The organism is Streptomyces sp. NBC_00620 (genome assembly GCF_026341825.1).
GTDB lineage: Bacteria > Actinomycetota > Actinomycetes > Streptomycetales > Streptomycetaceae > Streptomyces.
In genome coordinates this window covers 771,066-787,425 of the sequence record NZ_JAPENY010000002.1, presented here as the reverse complement: position 1 = coordinate 787,425, position 16,360 = coordinate 771,066, and the positions used below count along the sequence as shown (strand labels likewise).

At 70.9% G+C, this 16,360-nt stretch carries 19 protein-coding genes; 4 read left to right on the top strand and 15 right to left on the bottom strand.

Features of this window, described 5'->3' with window-relative positions:
* Positions 1-27: 27 nt before the first annotated feature.
* The 6 genes from der to OG246_RS22700 form a co-directional block, all read right to left on the bottom strand.
* On the bottom strand, positions 28-1,503 hold the full coding sequence (gene der, locus OG246_RS22725; RefSeq protein ID WP_266466523.1) for a ribosome biogenesis GTPase Der: 1,476 nt from the start codon (positions 1,501-1,503) through the stop codon (positions 28-30).
* A 76-nt stretch (positions 1,504-1,579) separates the two neighbouring features.
* Complete coding sequence (locus OG246_RS22720) at positions 1,580-2,257, bottom strand: 1-acyl-sn-glycerol-3-phosphate acyltransferase (RefSeq protein ID WP_266466518.1); 678 nt, start codon at positions 2,255-2,257, stop codon at positions 1,580-1,582.
* Entirely contained in the window at positions 2,254-2,949 is a 696-nt protein-coding gene (gene cmk / locus OG246_RS22715; protein ID WP_266466508.1) for a (d)CMP kinase, read from the bottom strand. Before cmk ends, OG246_RS22720 begins: the two co-directional genes overlap by 4 nt.
* Before the next feature lie 135 nt (positions 2,950-3,084).
* The gene (locus tag OG246_RS22710; protein ID WP_266466504.1) at positions 3,085-4,170 is read right to left on the bottom strand and encodes a prephenate dehydrogenase; all 1,086 of its coding nucleotides are present in this window, start codon (positions 4,168-4,170) and stop codon (positions 3,085-3,087) included.
* The gene (gene aroH, locus OG246_RS22705; protein ID WP_054234458.1) at positions 4,167-4,529 is read right to left on the bottom strand and encodes a chorismate mutase; all 363 of its coding nucleotides are present in this window, start codon (positions 4,527-4,529) and stop codon (positions 4,167-4,169) included. Before aroH ends, OG246_RS22710 begins: the two co-directional genes overlap by 4 nt.
* A gap of 118 nt (positions 4,530-4,647) precedes the next feature.
* Positions 4,648-5,079 carry a YidB family protein gene (locus OG246_RS22700; RefSeq protein ID WP_266466497.1) on the bottom strand — a complete coding sequence of 144 codons (432 nt, stop codon included), beginning with the start codon at positions 5,077-5,079 and terminating at the stop codon, positions 4,648-4,650.
* A gap of 189 nt (positions 5,080-5,268) precedes the next feature.
* Here OG246_RS22700 and OG246_RS22695 point away from each other — a divergent pair, with 189 nt between their 5' ends.
* The 4 genes from OG246_RS22695 to OG246_RS22680 are packed head-to-tail and all read left to right on the top strand — an operon-like array spanning position 5,269 to position 7,759.
* Entirely contained in the window at positions 5,269-5,952 is a 684-nt protein-coding gene (locus OG246_RS22695) for a hypothetical protein (protein WP_266470809.1), read from the top strand.
* A 46-nt stretch (positions 5,953-5,998) separates the two neighbouring features.
* Positions 5,999-6,583 carry a DUF6529 family protein gene (locus OG246_RS22690; protein WP_266466494.1) on the top strand — a complete coding sequence of 195 codons (585 nt, stop codon included), beginning with the start codon at positions 5,999-6,001 and terminating at the stop codon, positions 6,581-6,583.
* A complete protein-coding gene (locus OG246_RS22685) occupies positions 6,580-6,993 on the top strand; it encodes a Rieske (2Fe-2S) protein (RefSeq protein ID WP_266466490.1) in 414 nt (137 codons plus the stop codon). The genes OG246_RS22690 and OG246_RS22685 overlap by 4 nt, the downstream gene beginning before the upstream one ends.
* 22 nt (positions 6,994-7,015) lie before the next feature.
* Entirely contained in the window at positions 7,016-7,759 is a 744-nt protein-coding gene (locus OG246_RS22680) for a nucleotidyltransferase domain-containing protein (protein ID WP_266466487.1), read from the top strand.
* Here OG246_RS22680 and OG246_RS22675 read toward each other — a convergent pair.
* From OG246_RS22675 to OG246_RS22635, 9 genes are all read right to left on the bottom strand, one after another.
* Entirely contained in the window at positions 7,685-8,434 is a 750-nt protein-coding gene (locus OG246_RS22675; RefSeq protein WP_266466484.1) for a nucleotidyltransferase domain-containing protein, read from the bottom strand. The genes OG246_RS22680 and OG246_RS22675 overlap by 75 nt on opposite strands.
* A gap of 3 nt (positions 8,435-8,437) precedes the next feature.
* On the bottom strand, positions 8,438-9,460 hold the full coding sequence (locus tag OG246_RS22670; RefSeq protein ID WP_266466482.1) for an ADP-ribosylglycohydrolase family protein: 1,023 nt from the start codon (positions 9,458-9,460) through the stop codon (positions 8,438-8,440).
* Entirely contained in the window at positions 9,457-10,215 is a 759-nt protein-coding gene (locus OG246_RS22665) for an NUDIX domain-containing protein (RefSeq protein WP_266466479.1), read from the bottom strand. Before OG246_RS22665 ends, OG246_RS22670 begins: the two co-directional genes overlap by 4 nt.
* 80 nt (positions 10,216-10,295) lie before the next feature.
* Positions 10,296-11,732: an MFS transporter gene (locus OG246_RS22660; RefSeq protein ID WP_266466476.1), complete on the bottom strand. Its 1,437-nt coding sequence runs from the start codon at positions 11,730-11,732 to the stop codon at positions 10,296-10,298.
* A 31-nt stretch (positions 11,733-11,763) separates the two neighbouring features.
* Positions 11,764-12,372: a TIGR03086 family metal-binding protein gene (locus tag OG246_RS22655; RefSeq protein WP_266466473.1), complete on the bottom strand. Its 609-nt coding sequence runs from the start codon at positions 12,370-12,372 to the stop codon at positions 11,764-11,766.
* Complete coding sequence (locus OG246_RS22650; protein ID WP_266466471.1) at positions 12,369-13,328, bottom strand: sigma-70 family RNA polymerase sigma factor; 960 nt, start codon at positions 13,326-13,328, stop codon at positions 12,369-12,371. Before OG246_RS22650 ends, OG246_RS22655 begins: the two co-directional genes overlap by 4 nt.
* 100 nt (positions 13,329-13,428) lie before the next feature.
* Positions 13,429-14,691 carry a pseudouridine synthase gene (locus OG246_RS22645; RefSeq protein ID WP_266466468.1) on the bottom strand — a complete coding sequence of 421 codons (1,263 nt, stop codon included), beginning with the start codon at positions 14,689-14,691 and terminating at the stop codon, positions 13,429-13,431.
* Positions 14,691-15,347: an SMC-Scp complex subunit ScpB gene (scpB, locus tag OG246_RS22640; RefSeq protein WP_266466465.1), complete on the bottom strand. Its 657-nt coding sequence runs from the start codon at positions 15,345-15,347 to the stop codon at positions 14,691-14,693. The genes OG246_RS22645 and scpB overlap by 1 nt, the downstream gene beginning before the upstream one ends.
* Positions 15,344-16,351 carry a ScpA family protein gene (locus OG246_RS22635; protein WP_266466462.1) on the bottom strand — a complete coding sequence of 336 codons (1,008 nt, stop codon included), beginning with the start codon at positions 16,349-16,351 and terminating at the stop codon, positions 15,344-15,346. The genes scpB and OG246_RS22635 overlap by 4 nt, the downstream gene beginning before the upstream one ends.
* Positions 16,352-16,360: the final 9 nt, after the last annotated feature.

Below are 16,360 nucleotides of genomic sequence, written 5' to 3'. Positions count from 1 at the left end.
CGAGGAGCCGCCCCTTTCCCGTCACCGCTACTTCTTCTTGGCGCCGCGCTTCTCGCGCACCCGCACCGAGATGTGGATCGGCGTCCCCTCGAAGCTGAACTCCTCGCGCAGGCGGCGCTCGATGAAGCGCCGGTAGCCGTGCTCGATGAAGCCGGAGGCGAAGAGCACGAACCGCGGAGGCCTGGTGCCCGCCTGCGTACCGAAGAGGATGCGGGGCTGCTTGCCGCCGCGGATCGGGTGCGGGTGGGCGGCGACCAGTTCGCCGAGGAAGGCGTTCAGCCGACCGGTCGGGACGCGGGTCTCCCAGCCCGCCAGGGCCGTCTCGATCGCCGGGACGAGCTTCTCCATGTGCCGCCCGGTGCGCGCCGACACGTTCACGCGCGGCGCCCAGGCGACCTGGAGGAGCTCGGTCTCGATCTCGCGCTCCAGGTAGTAGCGGCGCTCCTCGTCGAGGGTGTCCCACTTGTTGAAGGCGAGGACGATCGCGCGCCCGGCCTCGACGGCCATCGTCACGATGCGCTGGTCCTGGACCGAGATGGTCTCGGACGCGTCGATGAGAATGACGGCGACTTCGGCCTTCTCCACCGCGGCGGCGGTACGCAGCGAGGCGTAGTAGTCCGCGCCCTGCTGGAGGTGGACGCGCTTGCGGATGCCCGCCGTGTCGATGAACTTCCAGGTGATACCGCCGAGTTCGATGAGCTCGTCGACCGGGTCACGGGTGGTGCCCGCGACCTCGTTGACGACCACGCGGTCCTCGTTGGCCACCTTGTTCAGCAGTGAGGACTTGCCGACGTTCGGGCGGCCGATGAGGGCGATACGGCGGGGGCCGCCGACCGCGGTGCCGAAGGTCTGCGCCGGAGCCTCGGGCAGCGCCTCCAGGACGGCGTCCAGCATGTCGCCGGTGCCGCGGCCGTGCAGCGCGGAGACGGGGTGCGGCTCGCCGAGGCCCAGGGCCCAGAGGTACGAGGCGTCGGCCTCGCCGCTCAGACCGTCGACCTTGTTGGCGCACAGGACCACGGGCTTGCCGGCCTTGCGCAGCAGTCGTACGACCGCCTCGTCGGTGTCGGTGGCGCCGACCTTGGCGTCGACGACGAAGACGACCGCGTCGGCCGCGTCGATCGCGTACTCGGCCTGGGCGGCCACGGAGGCGTCGATGCCGAGGACGTCCTGCTCCCAGCCGCCGGTGTCGACGAGCTTGAAGCGGCGGCCCGCCCACTCGGCCTCGTAGGTGACGCGGTCGCGGGTGACGCCGGGCTTGTCCTCGACGACGGCCTCGCGGCGGCCGATGATCCGGTTCACCAGGGTCGACTTGCCGACATTGGGACGGCCGACGACGGCGAGCACGGGCAGTGGACCGTGGCCCGCCTCCCCGATCGCGCCCTCGACGTCCTCGACGTCGAAGCCCTCTTCCGCGGCGAGCTCCATGAACTCCGCGTACTCGGCATCGCCAAGCGCCCCGTGCTCGTGCTCTGCCGAGCCGTCGGGCTGGATGTGGTCGTTCATGAAGTCCGTACCTCGTCGTTTTCGTGGTGATCGGTGGAGCGCCCGCGTGTCGGGAGATCCACTACTCAAGTGTCGCCTAGTGCCCGGTGGGGCGCCCGGCGTTTTCCCGGCGTCCGGTGAGACGCCTGGCGTCTTCCAGGTGCGCGGTCAGCTGCTTCTGGATGCGTACGGTCGCCTCGTCGAGCGCCTTGCGCGTACGCCGTCCGCTGCCGTCGCCCGCTTCGAAGGGGTCGCCGAAGACGACGTCGACCCGGCTGCGCAGCGGGGGCAGCCCCTTTATCAACCGGCTGCTCTTCTCGGAACTTCCCAGTACCGCCACCGGGACGATGGGCGCCCCGCTGCGTACGGCGAAGTACGCGAGCCCGGCCCGCAGCGAGGCGAAGTCTCCTTCGCCCCGGCTGCCCTCCGGGAAGATCCCGAGTACGCCGCCGTTGTCCAGGACGCCGAGCGCCCTGGTGATCGCCGTGCGGTCGGCGACCGAGCGGTCCACCTTCAGCTGGCCGATGGAGAGCAGGAAGGGGTCGAGCGGGCCGATGAACGCTTCCTTCTTGATCAGGAAGTGCGTGGGCCTGGGCGCAACGCCCATGACCATCGGTCCGTCGATGTTGTGCGCGTGGTTCACGGCCAGGATCACCGGGCCGCTCGCGGGAACCTTCCAGGCGCCCAGGACGCGCGGCTTCCACAGGCCGTACATCAGTCCCACGCCGATACGGCGCCCGACCTCGGCACCCCGTACCGATGGTGCTTCGGTCACTTCGCGGCCCGCTTCTCCTCGACGAGGGTGACGACGCACTCGATGACCTGCTGGAGTGTGAGGTCGGAGGTGTCCACCTCGACCGCGTCGTCCGCCTTGGCGAGCGGGGACGTCTTGCGGCTGGAGTCGGCCGCGTCCCGCTTGACCAGGGCCTCGCGGGTGGCGTTGATGTCGGCGCCCTTCAGCTCACCGCTGCGCCGGGCGGCACGCGCCTCCGGGGACGCGGTGAGGAAGATCTTCAGATCGGCGTCGGGCAGCACGGTCGTCCCGATGTCACGCCCCTCGACGACGATCCCGGTCTCCGCGCCGGCGGCGATCGAACGCTGCAGCTCGGTGATCCGGGCGCGCACGTCGGGCACCGCGCTGACCGCGCTCACCTTGGAGGTGACCTCGTCCGTGCGGATCGGGCCCGCGACATCGGTCCCGTCGACGGTGATGGCCGGCGCGGCCGGGTCGGTGCCGGAGACGATCTCCGGCTTGCCCGCCGCGGCGGCGATCGCGCTCGGGTCCGTGACGTCGATCCCGTTGCTCACCATCCACCAGGTGATCGCCCGGTACTGGGCGCCGGTGTCCAGGTAGCTCAGCCCGAGCTGTGAGGCCACGGCCTTCGAGGTGCTCGACTTGCCCGTGCCGGAGGGGCCGTCAATCGCGACAATCACAGCCGGTACGGTCCGGGCGGCGCCGTTTTCCACGGTGGGAACACCTTCCTGGTGCGGGGCGGAGGCTTGTACGGGACACGAGCGCGCCCCGCACAAGGTTACTGGCTCCACGGACCCCGGCTTACTGGCCCTTCCAGGGGCCATCCCGAGCGAGCTGTCGCGCGGGGGCTACTGCCGCAGCGCCCAGCCCCGCTCCCGCAGCGCGGCGCTCAGCACCGGCGCCGCCTTCGGCTCCACCATCAGCTGCACCAGACCGGCTTGCTGCCCGGTCGCGTGCTCGATGCGTACGTCCTCGATGTTGACCCCCGCCATCCCGGCGTCCGCGAAGATGCGGGCGAGCTGGCCGGGCTGGTCGTCGATGAGGACGGCCACGACCTCGTAGTCGCGCGGCGCCGAGCCGTGCTTGCCGGGGACGCGGACCTGGCCGGCGTTGCCTCGGCGCAGGACGTCCTCGATGCCGGTGGCACCCTCGCGCCGCTTGGCCTCGTCGGAGGACTGGAGGGCGCGCAGGGCCTGGACCGTCTCGTCGAGGTCGGCGGAGACGTCCGAGAGGAGGTCGGCGACCGGGCCGGGGTTCGCGGACAGGATGTCGATCCACATCCCGGGGTCGGAGGCGGCGATGCGGGTCACATCACGGATGCCCTGGCCGCAGAGGCGTACGGCGGCCTCCTCGGCGTGCTCCAGGCGCGCGGCGACCATGCTGGACAACAGGTGCGGCATGTGGGAGACGAGCGCGACGGCCCGGTCGTGGGCGTCCGCGTCCATGACGACCGGTACGGCACGGCAGTGCGAGACGAGTTCGAGGGCAAGGTTGAGCACCTCGGTGTCGGTGTCCCGAGTGGGCGTCAGGACCCAGGGGCGCCCCTCGAAGAGGTCTCCGGTGGCGGCCAGCGGTCCCGACTTCTCGCGGCCCGACATGGGATGCGAGCCGATGTACGAGGACAGGTCGAGGCCGAGCGCCTCCAGCTCCCGGCGCGGGCCGCCCTTGACGCTCGCCACGTCGAGGTAGCCGCGCGCGACCCCGCGCCGCATGGCGTCCGCGAGCGTCGCGGCCACGTGCGCGGGCGGCGCGGCCACGATCGCGAGGTCGACGGGCCCTTCGGGCGCCTCGTCCGTGCCTGCGCCGAGCGCGGCGGCCGTACGGGCCTGCTCCGGGTCGTGGTCGGTGAGGTGGACCACGACACCGCGGGCCGCGAGGGCCAGGGCGGCGGACGTGCCGATCAGTCCGGTTCCGATGACGAGGGCGGTCCTCACTGGGCGATGTCCTTGCGGAGTGCGCCCGCGGCGCCCAGGTAGACGTGCGCGATGTCGGCGCGGGGCTTGTCGGACTCGATGTGCGCGAGGACTCGTACGACTCTGGGCATCGCGCCCTCGATGTCCAGTTCCTGTGCGCAGATCAGCGGCACGTCGACGATGCCGAGCTTGCGTGCGGCGGCCGCCGGGAAGTCGCTGTGCAGATCGGGCGTCGCGGTGAACCAGATGCTGATCAGGTCGTCCGTGGTGAGGCCGTTCCGCTCCAGGACGGCGGTGAGCAGCTCGCTGACCTGCTCGTCCATGTGGCCGGCCTCGTCCCGTTCCAGTTGGACGGCGCCCCGGACCGCTCGTACCGCCACGGTGATGCTCCTTGCTGATGTACGTAGACGTCTTGTCACACCAGCGTAGTCAGCCCGCAACGCGCGGGTGCGCGGCGCCCGCCTGACGAGACGGCCACCGCGCACGCGACACAGGGCGTCAGACCTGCTGCGCCTTGATGAGGTCCTCCAGGGAGGCGGAAGGCAACTCACCGTTCGGGGACAGCTTGTCGACCGCCTGGGGCAGGGTCTCGGCGATCTGCATCGCGGCCTGGTCGGGGGTGACACCGGCCTGTTCGGCGACCTGCTTGAGGGTCTCGTCGGGCAGCGCCTGCTGGATCTGCGCGCCGGTCACGGACTGGTTCTCGCCGGTGCCGACCCAGGAGTCCTTCTGCTCGGTGAGCCCGGATTTGGTGAGCATCTCCAGGAGTCCGCCCAGCGGGTTGCTGCTACCTCCCGAACCACTGCCCGAGCCGCCGGCCAGGGACTGGAGCAGCGCCCCCAGGATGCCTGCGCCGGAACCGCCTGACGCACCGCCCTGGCCGCCGCCGAGGAGACCGCCGAGCAGGCTGCCGAGATCGTTACCCGCCATGGTTGGTCACGCCTTTCGAGAGTGCGGCCAGGAGCAGGTCACCGCCCGGCCTGAGACCCTGCCAATGTCACTTGAATCGCCCTATTCCGCCACTTGTAGTGAGAACACACCCGTGCGCCTCTGGACGCGGGGGCGTGGATCCGCTCTCATAGCGGGAGACTCGCCTCGGGGGAGGCCCGCATGGCCCGTATGAAGCGTCCAGGACCCGTTCTCACCCTTCTCGCGGGACTGGTGCTCGGCCTGTTCCTGCTGTCGCTCAACGCGACGACGGGGACGAAGAGCGCCTCGTCGTCCCAAGTAAAGGTGCCTGCCGCGTCCACCTCGCCGAGCCCGAAGGCAAGCGCGACGTCGAGCCCGTCACCCACGAAGACCACCGCTTCGCCGACTCCGTCGAAGAGCGCGCCGCCCAACGCCGACTACGCGGGCCGCACCGACGACGACTCCTCGGCGATCGCGGTCTCCCTGCGCAACGGAAAAGCGATCGCGTACTTCTGCGACGGCCACGACAAGGAGTCCTGGCTCAAGGGCGACGTCAAGGACGACGGCACCATGAAGCTCACCGGCAAGAACGGCTCCGAGCTGAACGGCACGCTCCAGGGCAAGCGGATCCGCGGCACCGTCGACCTCGAAGGGCAGCGCTACGGCTTCACCGCCGACAAGGCCGTCAAGCCGTCCGGGCTCTACCGGGCGACGGCCACCGTGCGCGGCGCCCAGGTCGACGGCGGCTGGGTCGTGCTGCCCGGCGACGGCCGCGATCAGGTCGGCATCGTCAACCGCGACGGCGAGCCCTCGGCGGCGCCCGACATCGACCCGGAGACCGGCGCCGTGACGATCGACGGGGAGCAGCTCACTGCCGAGCCCGTCACCCCCTGACCTCCAGTTCCCCTCATCCGACCCCCTCTCGCGCAGGGAGCCGTTCATGACCGTGGATCCGAACGCCGCCACCCAGGCCTTCCCGCCTCCGCAGCCCGCGCACGGCCGTCCGAACCCGGCCCGCTATCTGGTCCCGGCCCTGGTCGCCGCGGCGGTGGCGGTCGGCTTCGGGGCGTACGGCAAGGTCCACGACCCGGCGGGGACGGCCTTCAACATCGCCGGCTTCAGCAGCACGGGTGCCGTGAAGTCATGGCTGGCGACGGTGGCGTTCGCCTTCGCGCTCATCCAGGTGGTCTCGGCGTTGATGGTGTACGGGAAGCTGCCGGGGCCGAGCTGGTCGGCGGTGCTGCACCGCTGGTCGGGGCGGATCGCGTTCCTGGTGTCAGTGCCGGTCGCGGTGCACTGTCTGTACGCGCTGGGCTATCAGACGTACGAATCACGCGTTTTGTGGCACTCCCTCCTGGGTTGCTTCTTCTTCGGTGCCTTCAGTGCCAAGATGCTGCTGCTCCGCTCGGAGCGACTGCCCGGCTGGCTGCTGCCGATCGTCGGCGGACTCGTGTTCGCCGTCCTCACCGTCATCTGGCTGACGTCCGCCCTCTGGTTCTTCCGCACCTTCGGAGTGACGACATGACCCATCGCCCGACGAGGCGCACGATTCTTCTCGCGAGCGGCGCGGCGGCTCTCGTCGCGGGCTGCAGTGAGTACGGCGGCAGCAACGACAGCAGCGACTCGTCGTCCGCCGGCGCCTCCGCCGGACAGGAACTGGCCAAGACGACCGACATCCCCGTCGGCGGCGGCAAGATCTTCAAGGACGAGCAGGTGGTGGTGACCCAGCCGGAGAAGGACCAGTTCAAGGCCTTCACCAACATCTGCACCCACCAGCAGTGCCCGGTGGCCAGCGTCTCCGGCGGCACCATCAACTGCAACTGCCACGGCAGCAAGTTCAGCATCAAGGACGGCTCGGTGGCCAACCCCCCTGCGACGCAGCCGCTGGCCGAGAAGCAGATCACGGTCAAGGGAAATTCGATCACCCTGGCGTGAAGTCGGCACGTACGCTCCGGACATGGATCCCCAGGCCCTGGTGCGCGACCACACGATCTACTCCTGTGTGATGGGTTCGCGCGCCTTCGGCCTGGCCACGGACACGAGCGACACCGACCGCCGGGGCGTGTTCCTCGCCCCGACCCCGCTCTTCTGGCGCTTCGAGAAGCCGCCGACCCATGTCGAGGGCCCGGCCGAGGAGCAGTTCAGCTGGGAGCTGGAGCGCTTCTGCGAGCTGGCCCTGCGCGCGAACCCGAACATCCTGGAGTGCCTGCACTCCCCCGTCGTGGAGTACGTCGACGACACGGGCCGCGAACTCCTCGCCCTGCGCGAGGCGTTCCTCTCCCGGCGGGCCCACGGGACGTTCACGCGCTACGCGCTCGGCCAGCGCAAGAAGCTGGAGGCCGACGTACGTCAGCACGGTGCCCCGCGCTGGAAGCACGCCATGCACCTGCTTCGGCTCCTGATGAGCGCCCGTGATCTGCTGCGCACGGGCGAGCTGACGATCGACGTGGGCGATCAGCGCCAACCGCTGCTCGCGGTGAAGCGGGGCGAGGTTCCGTGGCCGCGGGTGGAGACGTGGATGAGCCAACTGGGGACGGAGGCGGACGAGTCGGCCGGCCGCAGTCCCCTCCCCGCCGAGCCGGACCAGGCACGCGTCGAGGCCTTCCTCGTACGCGTCCGCCGGGCGTCAGCTCTCCAGTCGGACCCGGACGACGAACGCGTGCAGGGCGTCGTACGCGGACGGAGCCTCGGGCAGCGCTGACAGGCCCTGCGCCTCGTCCAGCAGGATGCGCAGCCGCTCGACATCGCCCTCCACGCGCGCGTGGCGCACATCCGCGGCCCCGTGCTCCCGCTCCGCCTTCGCGGCGATCAGGTCCGGCAGATAGACAGGAGCCCCGGTCTCCCCCATCAGCGCGCGCAGATCGGCCTGCACCTCACCGCTGCGCATCAGGTGGATGCCGGTGAGCAGCACACGGAACGTGTAGAGCAGCGGCTTCAGTTCGCCGGTCTTCTCGAAGAGCCGCCACTGCGTGTTCGCGAACCCTTGGTAGTGGTGGGCGTGATGGCTGGTGAGGACGCCGGGGGCGAGACCCGCCAGCTCCCGGTGGGCGTCGGTGGTGTGCACGACGAGCGGTGAGAGCAACTGCTCCAGCACATAGCCGTTGCGGCGCAGCATCAGCCGTACGAACTTGCGCAGGTCGTGGGTGACCAGGTCCATCTCGACCCCGTCCTGCTCCCACATCCGGGACCGGGTCTCCTCCGGCTCCCGCAGTCCGACCAGTTCGGCCGCCGGCAGCAGATGCACGCCGCGCAGATCGACGTCCGAGTCGCGTGACGGGAAGCCGTAGAGGTGTGCTCCGGAGACGGTGGCGAACAGCACGGGATCGGGCTGCTCGGACACCACCGCCTTGAGATCGAGGTCCAGGAGGTCGGTCATCCCTCAAGCGTCCCAGAGCGCTCCAAGGGACATGAGGTCGCCTTGGTACTCGATGCGGTCGGCCCAGGACGTCGGCCACGCGTCCGAGCCGTGGTAGGCGCCCGCGAAGGCGCCCGTCAGACAGGCGATGGAGTCGGAGTCGCCGGAGGTGCAGGCGGCCCGGCGTACTGCGGTGAGGGGCTCGTCGACGAACAGCAGGAAGCACAACAGGCCGGTGGCGAGCGCCTCTTCGGCGACCCAGCCCCCGCCGGTGGCCAGGCAGGGGTCGGACTCGGGCGAGACCGTTCGCACGGCATGCCGGAGGTGGTCGAGGATCTCCAGGCACTCGTCCCAGCCGCGCCCGATGAAGTGCTCCGGCGTGGGGTCCTGGCCGCGGGTCCACAGGTCGCCGAGCCAGCGGGAGTGGTAGCGGTGACGGTTCTCGTACGCGTACGACCGCAGCCGGCCGACCAGTCCCATCGGCTCGGTCCCGTTTGCGAGGAGCCAGATCGCGTGTGCGGTGAGGTCGGCGGCGGCGAGCGCCGTGGGGTGCCCGTGGGTGAGGGCGGCCTGCAACTGCGCGGCGCCCGCGCGCTGTTCTTCGCTCAGTCCGCGGACGAGTCCGACGGGCGCCACGCGCATGTTGGCGCCGCAGCCCTTGGAGCCGATCTGGCTTGCCTCCTGCCAGGGCCGCTTCTCGTTCTTCAGGAGGTCGCAGGCGACGAGACAGGTGCGGCCGGGCGCACGGTTGTTGTCGGGCGACTGGTACCAGTCCACGAACTCCTCGCGCACCGGCCGCTCCATCCGCAGCGGGCCGAGCAGGCCGCGGTCCATGGCCGTCCGCAGTCCACGTGCCAGCGCCAGCGTCATCTGGGTGTCGTCGGTGACGATCGCGGGCCTGGGCAGGTCCATCTCGCGCCACGGGCCGCACTTCGCGAGGATCGCCGGCACCGAGTTGAACTCGGTCGGGAACCCCATCGCGTCGCCGAGGGCGAGGCCGAGCAGGGATCCGGTGGCGGCACGTTTCGCGAGCGTCGTGGTGGTCATGTGGGTCGTCCTTCCTGAGTGGGACGCAGCAGGGGTGGGTGCAGGGTTTTGGCGCCGCCCGCGCGGTACAGCGCGGCGGGTTTGCCGCGGCCTCCGGTGAGGCGTGCGGCACCCGGCACCGGGTCGACGAAGCCCGGCGTGGCGAGGACCTTGCGCCGGAAGTTGGGCCGGTCGAGCGCGGTGCCCCACACGGTCTCGTACACCTGCTGCAGCTCTCCGAGGGTGAACTCGGGCGGGCAGAAGGACGTGGCGAGACAGCTGTACTCGAGCTTGGAGCCGATGCGGTCGTGGGCGTCGGCGAGGATCCGGTCGTGATCGAAGGCGAGCGGATCGAGCGCGTTGTACCGCAGCCACTGGGCCTGCGCCGCGTCACCGCCGCCGTGCGGCTCGGGAGGGTCCGCGAGCAGCGCGGCGAAGGCGACGGAGACGACGCGCATCCTGGGGTCGCGGCGGGGTTCGCTGTACGTCCTCAGCTGTTCGAGGTGGAGCCCGGAGATGTCCGACAGGCCGGTCTCCTCGGCGAGTTCGCGCCGGGCCGCCGCCTCCGCGGACTCGTGCGGCAGCACGAAGCCGCCGGGGAGCGCCCAGCGGCCCATGTACGGCTCCTGCCCGCGCTCGACGAGAAGCACCTGGAGCACGCCCGCGCGGACGGTCAGGACGGCCAGGTCGACGGTGACGGCGAAGGGCTCGAACGCGTACTTGTCGTAGCCCTCGGGTGCGCTCCCGCCAGGCGCGCGACCTTCCCGTGCGAGCACGCCCACCCACCCCCTATTAATAGTCAGAACGACTAATAGTCATTACGACTATAAGGAGGTGAGTGGGCTCACACAACCCTTTAACTGGGCTGGTTCGAGGCCTTGTTGGCGGGTCGGGAGGGTGCGAACGCCGCCACCGCCGCTCCCGCCGCAGCGGCCCCTGCCGACACCCACAGCGCGGGCCCGCACCCGTCGACGAAGGCCTCCGCCGAGCCGTAGCCCCCGTACCGGCTGAACACGGCCGCGGCGACGGCGACTCCGAAGACGCCGCCCAGTGCGCGCAGTGCACTGTTGACGCCGGCCGCCACGCCCGCGCCGCCGGGCGGCACCGATGAGGTCACGGCGTTGGCGATGGTGGGGAAGGCCAGAGAGATGCCGACCCCGGCGAGGATCAGCGGCACGACCAGGCTTCCGTAGTCCACGCCGGGCTCGATCTGCCGGGCCAGCAGCCCGAGCCCGACCGCCTGGAGGACCAGGCCGGTCAGCATGAAGGGCCTGTTCCCGAACCGGTCGGCGAGCGCGCCCGCGAGCGGCGAGACGGCCAGCGGCATGCCGGTCCACACAAGGATCCGGACGCCCGCCTCCAGCGGAGAATTGCCCAGGCCGAGCTGAAAGAGCTGCGTGATCATGAAAATCGAGCCGAGCAGCGACATGAACATCAGGAAGATCGTGCCGTTGGCGGTCGAGAAGCCGCGCCGCCCGAAGTACGTGACCGGCAGCATCGGGTAGCGCGCCCGCGACCGCTCCCAGCCGAGGAAGGCCGTCAGGAACACGATTCCGACCGCCAGCCCGCCCAGCACCTCGGCACTCCCCCAGCCCGCCTCCGGCGCCCGTACCGGCGCCCAGGCCAGCCCGGTCAGACCCACGGCCGCCAACACCAGTCCCACGGCGTCGAGTTGGGGACGGGGACCGTAGCTCTCGCGGAGTTTGACGGCGGCCAGGGGAAGCATCGCGAGCCCCAGCAGCACGTTCAGCCAGAAGATCCACTGCCAGGAGAGGCCCTCGGTGACGGCACCGCCGAGCACGGGCCCCGAGGCGACCCCGAGCCCGGTCACCCCGCCCCACACGCCGATCGCCACGCCCCGTTTCTCGGCCGGGAACGCCTCACTGATCAGGGTCAGCGTGAGCGGCAGCAGGACGGCCGCTCCGGCGCCCTGGACCACGCGGGCGGCGATCAGCTGACCGGGACCGCCGGCGAGCGCGGCCAGGGCCGAGGCCAGTGTGAAGACGGCAAGACCGACGACGAACATGCGCCGCCGCCCGAACCGGTCGCCGAGCGCGGCGCCGGTCAGAGTGAGGCAGGCGAAGACCAGGTTGTACGCGTTGAGCGTCCACTCCAGTTCGGACAGGCTCGCCCCGAATTCGGCCCGCAGGGTGGGCAGCGCGGTGACGACGACCACCACGTCGAGGGAGCAGAGCAGCGCTCCGAGTGCGGCCAGTACGACGGTCCACACCCGCCGTGGCGGAGCGGCACCGGCGGCTGGTTCGCGGACCGGGACACGCAGGGTGTCAGCCATGACGGTTCCTTTCGTGAGGTCGAGGGATCACTCACGGAAGGCAGACCGGGCCCGGTCCGGAAAGGAATCGCGGCGGGCTAGGACGCCGCCCCAGGAAGGCCAGCAACCGGTCCCCGGGCCGGGACCAGGACGACGGCGCGCCGACCGGTTCGGCGAAGCGCACACCCCGGTCGGCGTCCGCCACGGACCACCGCGCCACGGGGAGCAGTTCGGCGGCGAGGGCGGGCGGGATCGGCCGCGCCCGCCCGCACGCCTGCGCCACGTCCCATCCGTGTACGGCGATCTCGACGGCGCCGACGGCCGCCAGGAGCCCGAGATCCAGCGACCCGTCCCCCACACCCACGGAAGGCTCGGCCGACGGCACGTCGCCCGACACCACCGCCCAGGCGCCGAGCAGGGCGCACGCCCGCTCCCGGAAGGCACACACGGGATCGGCGGCGGCCGGCGAGGAACACAGCCCGACACGCCCCGCGGCGACCCCTTCGTAGAGCGCCTCCACCGAGTCGTCCAGATGCCGGAGCAGCTCCCCCAGGTCCCACCCGGAACACGGCGTGGCCCGCCCGAGGCTCCCCGGCACCACTACGGCGACGCTCCCCAGCGCATACGCGAGCGACCGCTCCAGCAGCTCCCCGGGGTTCACGAGAGCACCTGGGACAGTCCGAAGTGCCCGAACAGCCCCACATCGAAGAAGGCGGTGATCCTGGCGATGCCCGCACCGCTCACCTCGAGAACCTGCACGGAGTGCGCCCTGTACACCCCGTCTCCATCGCGCGCGTACGCCACCACCGCCGGCTGCCCGTTGGCCCGCGTGGGCACCATCCGCAGGCGCCCCGCGTAGCCGACCCGCGTCCCCAGGAAGCGCATCACGTCCTTCTTGCCGCTGAACCAGTCCAAGTAGGGAGGCATTTCGAGCTCGACGCCGTCCTGGAGGAGCCCCAGGAGCGCGTCCATGTCGGCGTGTTCGAAGGCGGCCATGTAGCGGTCGAGCAGTTCTCGGTCCTCGGGGCCGTCGGGCTCGGTGACGAGTTCCTCCTCGGGTGCCAGCTCGTCGAGCCGGGCACGCGCGCGCTGGAGGCTGCTTTTGACGGCTGCCGTGGAGGTCCCGAGCAGTGCGGCGACCTCGGGCGCCCGCCAGGCCAGCACGTCCCGCAGGATCAGCACGGCACGCTGCCGCGCCGGCAGGTTCTGCAGCGCGGCGACGAGTGCGAGCCGCAGACTCCCACGGGCCGCCACGACGTTCGCCGGGTCGACGAGCGCGTCCGGCAGTGGCTGCAGCCACGGGACATCCGCCACAGGGGCCCTCAGAGGCCCCTCAGGCGCGTCTCCCGGCCCGCCGAGCCCGGAGGGCAGCGGACGGCGCACACGGCCCTCCAGAGCCGTCAGACACGTATTCGTGGCGATCCGGTGCAGCCAGGTCCGCAGGGACGCCCGGCCCTCGTACCCCTCGTACGACCGCCAGGCCCGCAGATACGTCTCCTGCACCAGGTCCTCGGCGTCGTCGACCGACCCGAGCATCCGGTAGCAGTGCGCGAGCAGCTCCCGCCGGTACGGGTCGGTCAGCCGTACGAACTCCTCGCGCTCCGTCGTGGCGCCCATCTCGCGCTCCCTTCGCTCACCGGTACAGACCGGCGGGGAGCCGAAAACGCATCGGCCGGTCCCGGGGCAATCCCGGAACCGGCCGAAACGGCGGGCACCCCTAGAGGTCGACCTCCTGCATGAGCATTCCGACCTCGGTGTTCGACAGGCGGCGCAGCCAGCCCGACTTCTGGTCGCCGAGGGTGATCGGGCCGAAGGAGACGCGCACCAGCTTGTCGACCGGGAAGCCGGCCTCCGCGAGCATGCGGCGCACGATGTGCTTGCGACCCTCGTGCAGGGTCACCTCGACCAGGTAGTTCTTGCCGGTCTGCTCGACGACACGGAAGTGGTCCGCCTTGGCGTACCCGTCCTCCAGCTGGATGCCGTTCTTGAGCTGCTTGCCCAGGTCGCGGGGGATCGGACCCACGATGTGCGCGAGGTAGACCTTCTTCACGCCGTACTTGGGGTGGGTCAGGCGGTGCGCCAGTTCACCGTGGTTGGTGAGCAGGATGACGCCCTCGGTCTCGGTGTCGAGCCGCCCGACGTGGAAGAGCCGCGTCTCGCGGTTCGTCACGTAGTCGCCGAGGCACTGACGGCCCTCGGTGTCCTCCATGGTCGAGACGACACCGGCGGGCTTGTTCAGCGAGAAGAACTGGTACGACTGCGTGGCCACGGTCAGCCCGTCGACCTTGATCTCGTCCTTCTCCGGGTCGACGCGCATGCCCTGCTCCACGACGATCTCGCCGTTGACCTCGACCCGGGACTGCTCGACCAGCTCCTCGCAGGCACGCCGCGAGCCGTAGCCGGCGCGCGCGAGCACCTTCTGCAGGCGCTCGCCCTCCTCCTCGGCCCCGGGGTGGGTCTTGGGCGTCTTGATCTCCGGCTTGCCGGCGTACCGGTCCCGGTTGCGCTCCTCGGTCCGTGTCTCGTACTCGCGGGAGCGAGCGGGCTCCGTACGGCCGCCGCGCTGCTGGCTCTGCCTGGGGCCACCCTTGGCGCCGCCGCGGGCCGCGTTGCCGCGACCGGACTTCGGGCCCTCGTGGGTCGCCGAGGGGCCTACGTCGTAGCGGCGCTCCTCGGGACGGGGCTTGCCGGGGCGCTTCGGCTGGTCGTCGCGCCCTCCCGCGCTCCTCGGCTGGGAGCCACCGCCGCCACCGGCGGCCCTGGGGTTGCCGCCACCGCCGGAACCACGGGGGCCACCGCCACCGCTGGAACCGCGAGGGCCACCGCCCCCACCGGAACCGCGGGGACCGCCGCCCCCACCGCTCCCGCGCGCACCGCCGCCACCGCCGCCGGACCCGCGGGCGTTGCCGCCCCCACCGGTCCCGCGGGGGTTGCCGCGCCCGCCGCTGTTCCTGCCACTACCGCTGCCACTGCTTCGCATCAAAGTTCCGTCGTCGTCGTGTCGTCTGCATCTGCATCCGGTGCATCCGGATCGAACGACGGGACCCCTTCCAGCGTCTCGGCTTCGATCGCGTCCGCCTCTGGGAGGAAGGGCGCGAGCTCCGGGAGCTCATCCAGGCCGCGCAGGCCCATTCGCTCCAGGAAGTAGTTCGTCGTCCTGTACAGGATCGCACCTGTTTCGGGTTCCGTGCCCGCCTCCTCGACCAGACCGCGCTGCAGGAGGGTGCGCATCACGCCGTCACAGTTGACTCCGCGGACCGCGGAGACCCTGGATCGGCTGACCGGCTGACGGTACGCGACGACCGCGAGGGTCTCCAGGGCCGCCTGGGTGAGGCGGGCCTGCTGCCCGTCCAGGACGAAGCGTTCGACGGCCATCGCGTACTCGGGCCGGGAGTAGAACCGCCATCCGCCCGCGATGAGCCGCAGCTCAAAGCCGCGCCCCTGAATGGTGTACTCGTCGGCCAGCTCGCGCAGAGCGGCCGCGATCCGCCGCTTCGGCCGCTCGAGGATCTTCGAGAGGTGCTCCACGGTCGCGGGTTCGTCCACGACCATGAGGACGGCCTCCAGGGCGGGCTTGAGATCGAGGTCGGCGACGGTGCGCGGCCCGCCCTCGGTCTCGGTGGTGTCCTCGCTCACGCCTTCTTCTCCTCTTTGGGCGGCACCTCGGGCGGCCGGTCGAACTCGTCCGTGACCCTCGGCTCCTCGTCGCTGTCCCCGCCGGTCCAGCGCACGACGAGTTCCCCGAGCGCCTCCTCCTGGTCCAGCGACACGGCCTTCTCGCGGTACAGCTCGAGCAGGGCGAGGAAGCGGGCCACGACGGTCAGGGTGTCGTCGGTGTCGTCGACGAGGTCGCGGAAACTGGCAGCCCCCAGTTCCTTCAGCCGCGCCACCACGATCCCCGCCTGCTCCTGCACGCTGACCAGCGGCGCGTGGATGTGATCGACGTACACCTGAGGCTTGGGCCTGGGCTGCATCGCCTTCACGGCGAGCTTCGCGAACCCCTCCGCCCCGATGCTGATGACCACCTCGGGAAGGAGCTCGGCGTGGTGGGCCTCCAGGCCGACGGTACGGGGGTAGCGGCGGGCCTCTTCCTCGAGGCGGGCGTTGAAGATGTCCGCGATCTGCTTGTACGCGCGGTACTGCAGCAGCCGCGCGAAGAGCAGGTCCCGCGCCTCCAGGAGCGCCAGGTCCGCCTCGTCCTCGACCTCGGCCGACGGCAGCAGCCGTGCCGCCTTGAGATCGAGCAGGGTGGCGGCGACGACGAGGAACTCGGTCGTCTGGTCCAGATCCCAGTCCGGCCCCATCGCCCTGATGTGTGCCATGAACTCGTCGGTGACGCGTGACAGCGCCACTTCCGTGACGTCCATCTTGTGCTTCGAGATCAGCTGAAGCAGCAGGTCGAAGGGCCCCTCGAAGTTCGCGAGCCGCACCTTGAAGACACCGTCGTCGGGCTCGGGCGGTTCCTCGGTTACCGGCGACTCGCTCACCGCCGCAGGCGGTTCAGGCTCCTCTTCGGGAGGAGGTACGACCAGATCCTCTGCGGGAGCGGGAGCCGGGTCCGGCCCAGGACCCCGCCCCAGAACACGCCGACGACCGGCACCAGGGCCGGCGGACGGGACGGAAGCGTCGTACGAGGGCATAGCGCTCGC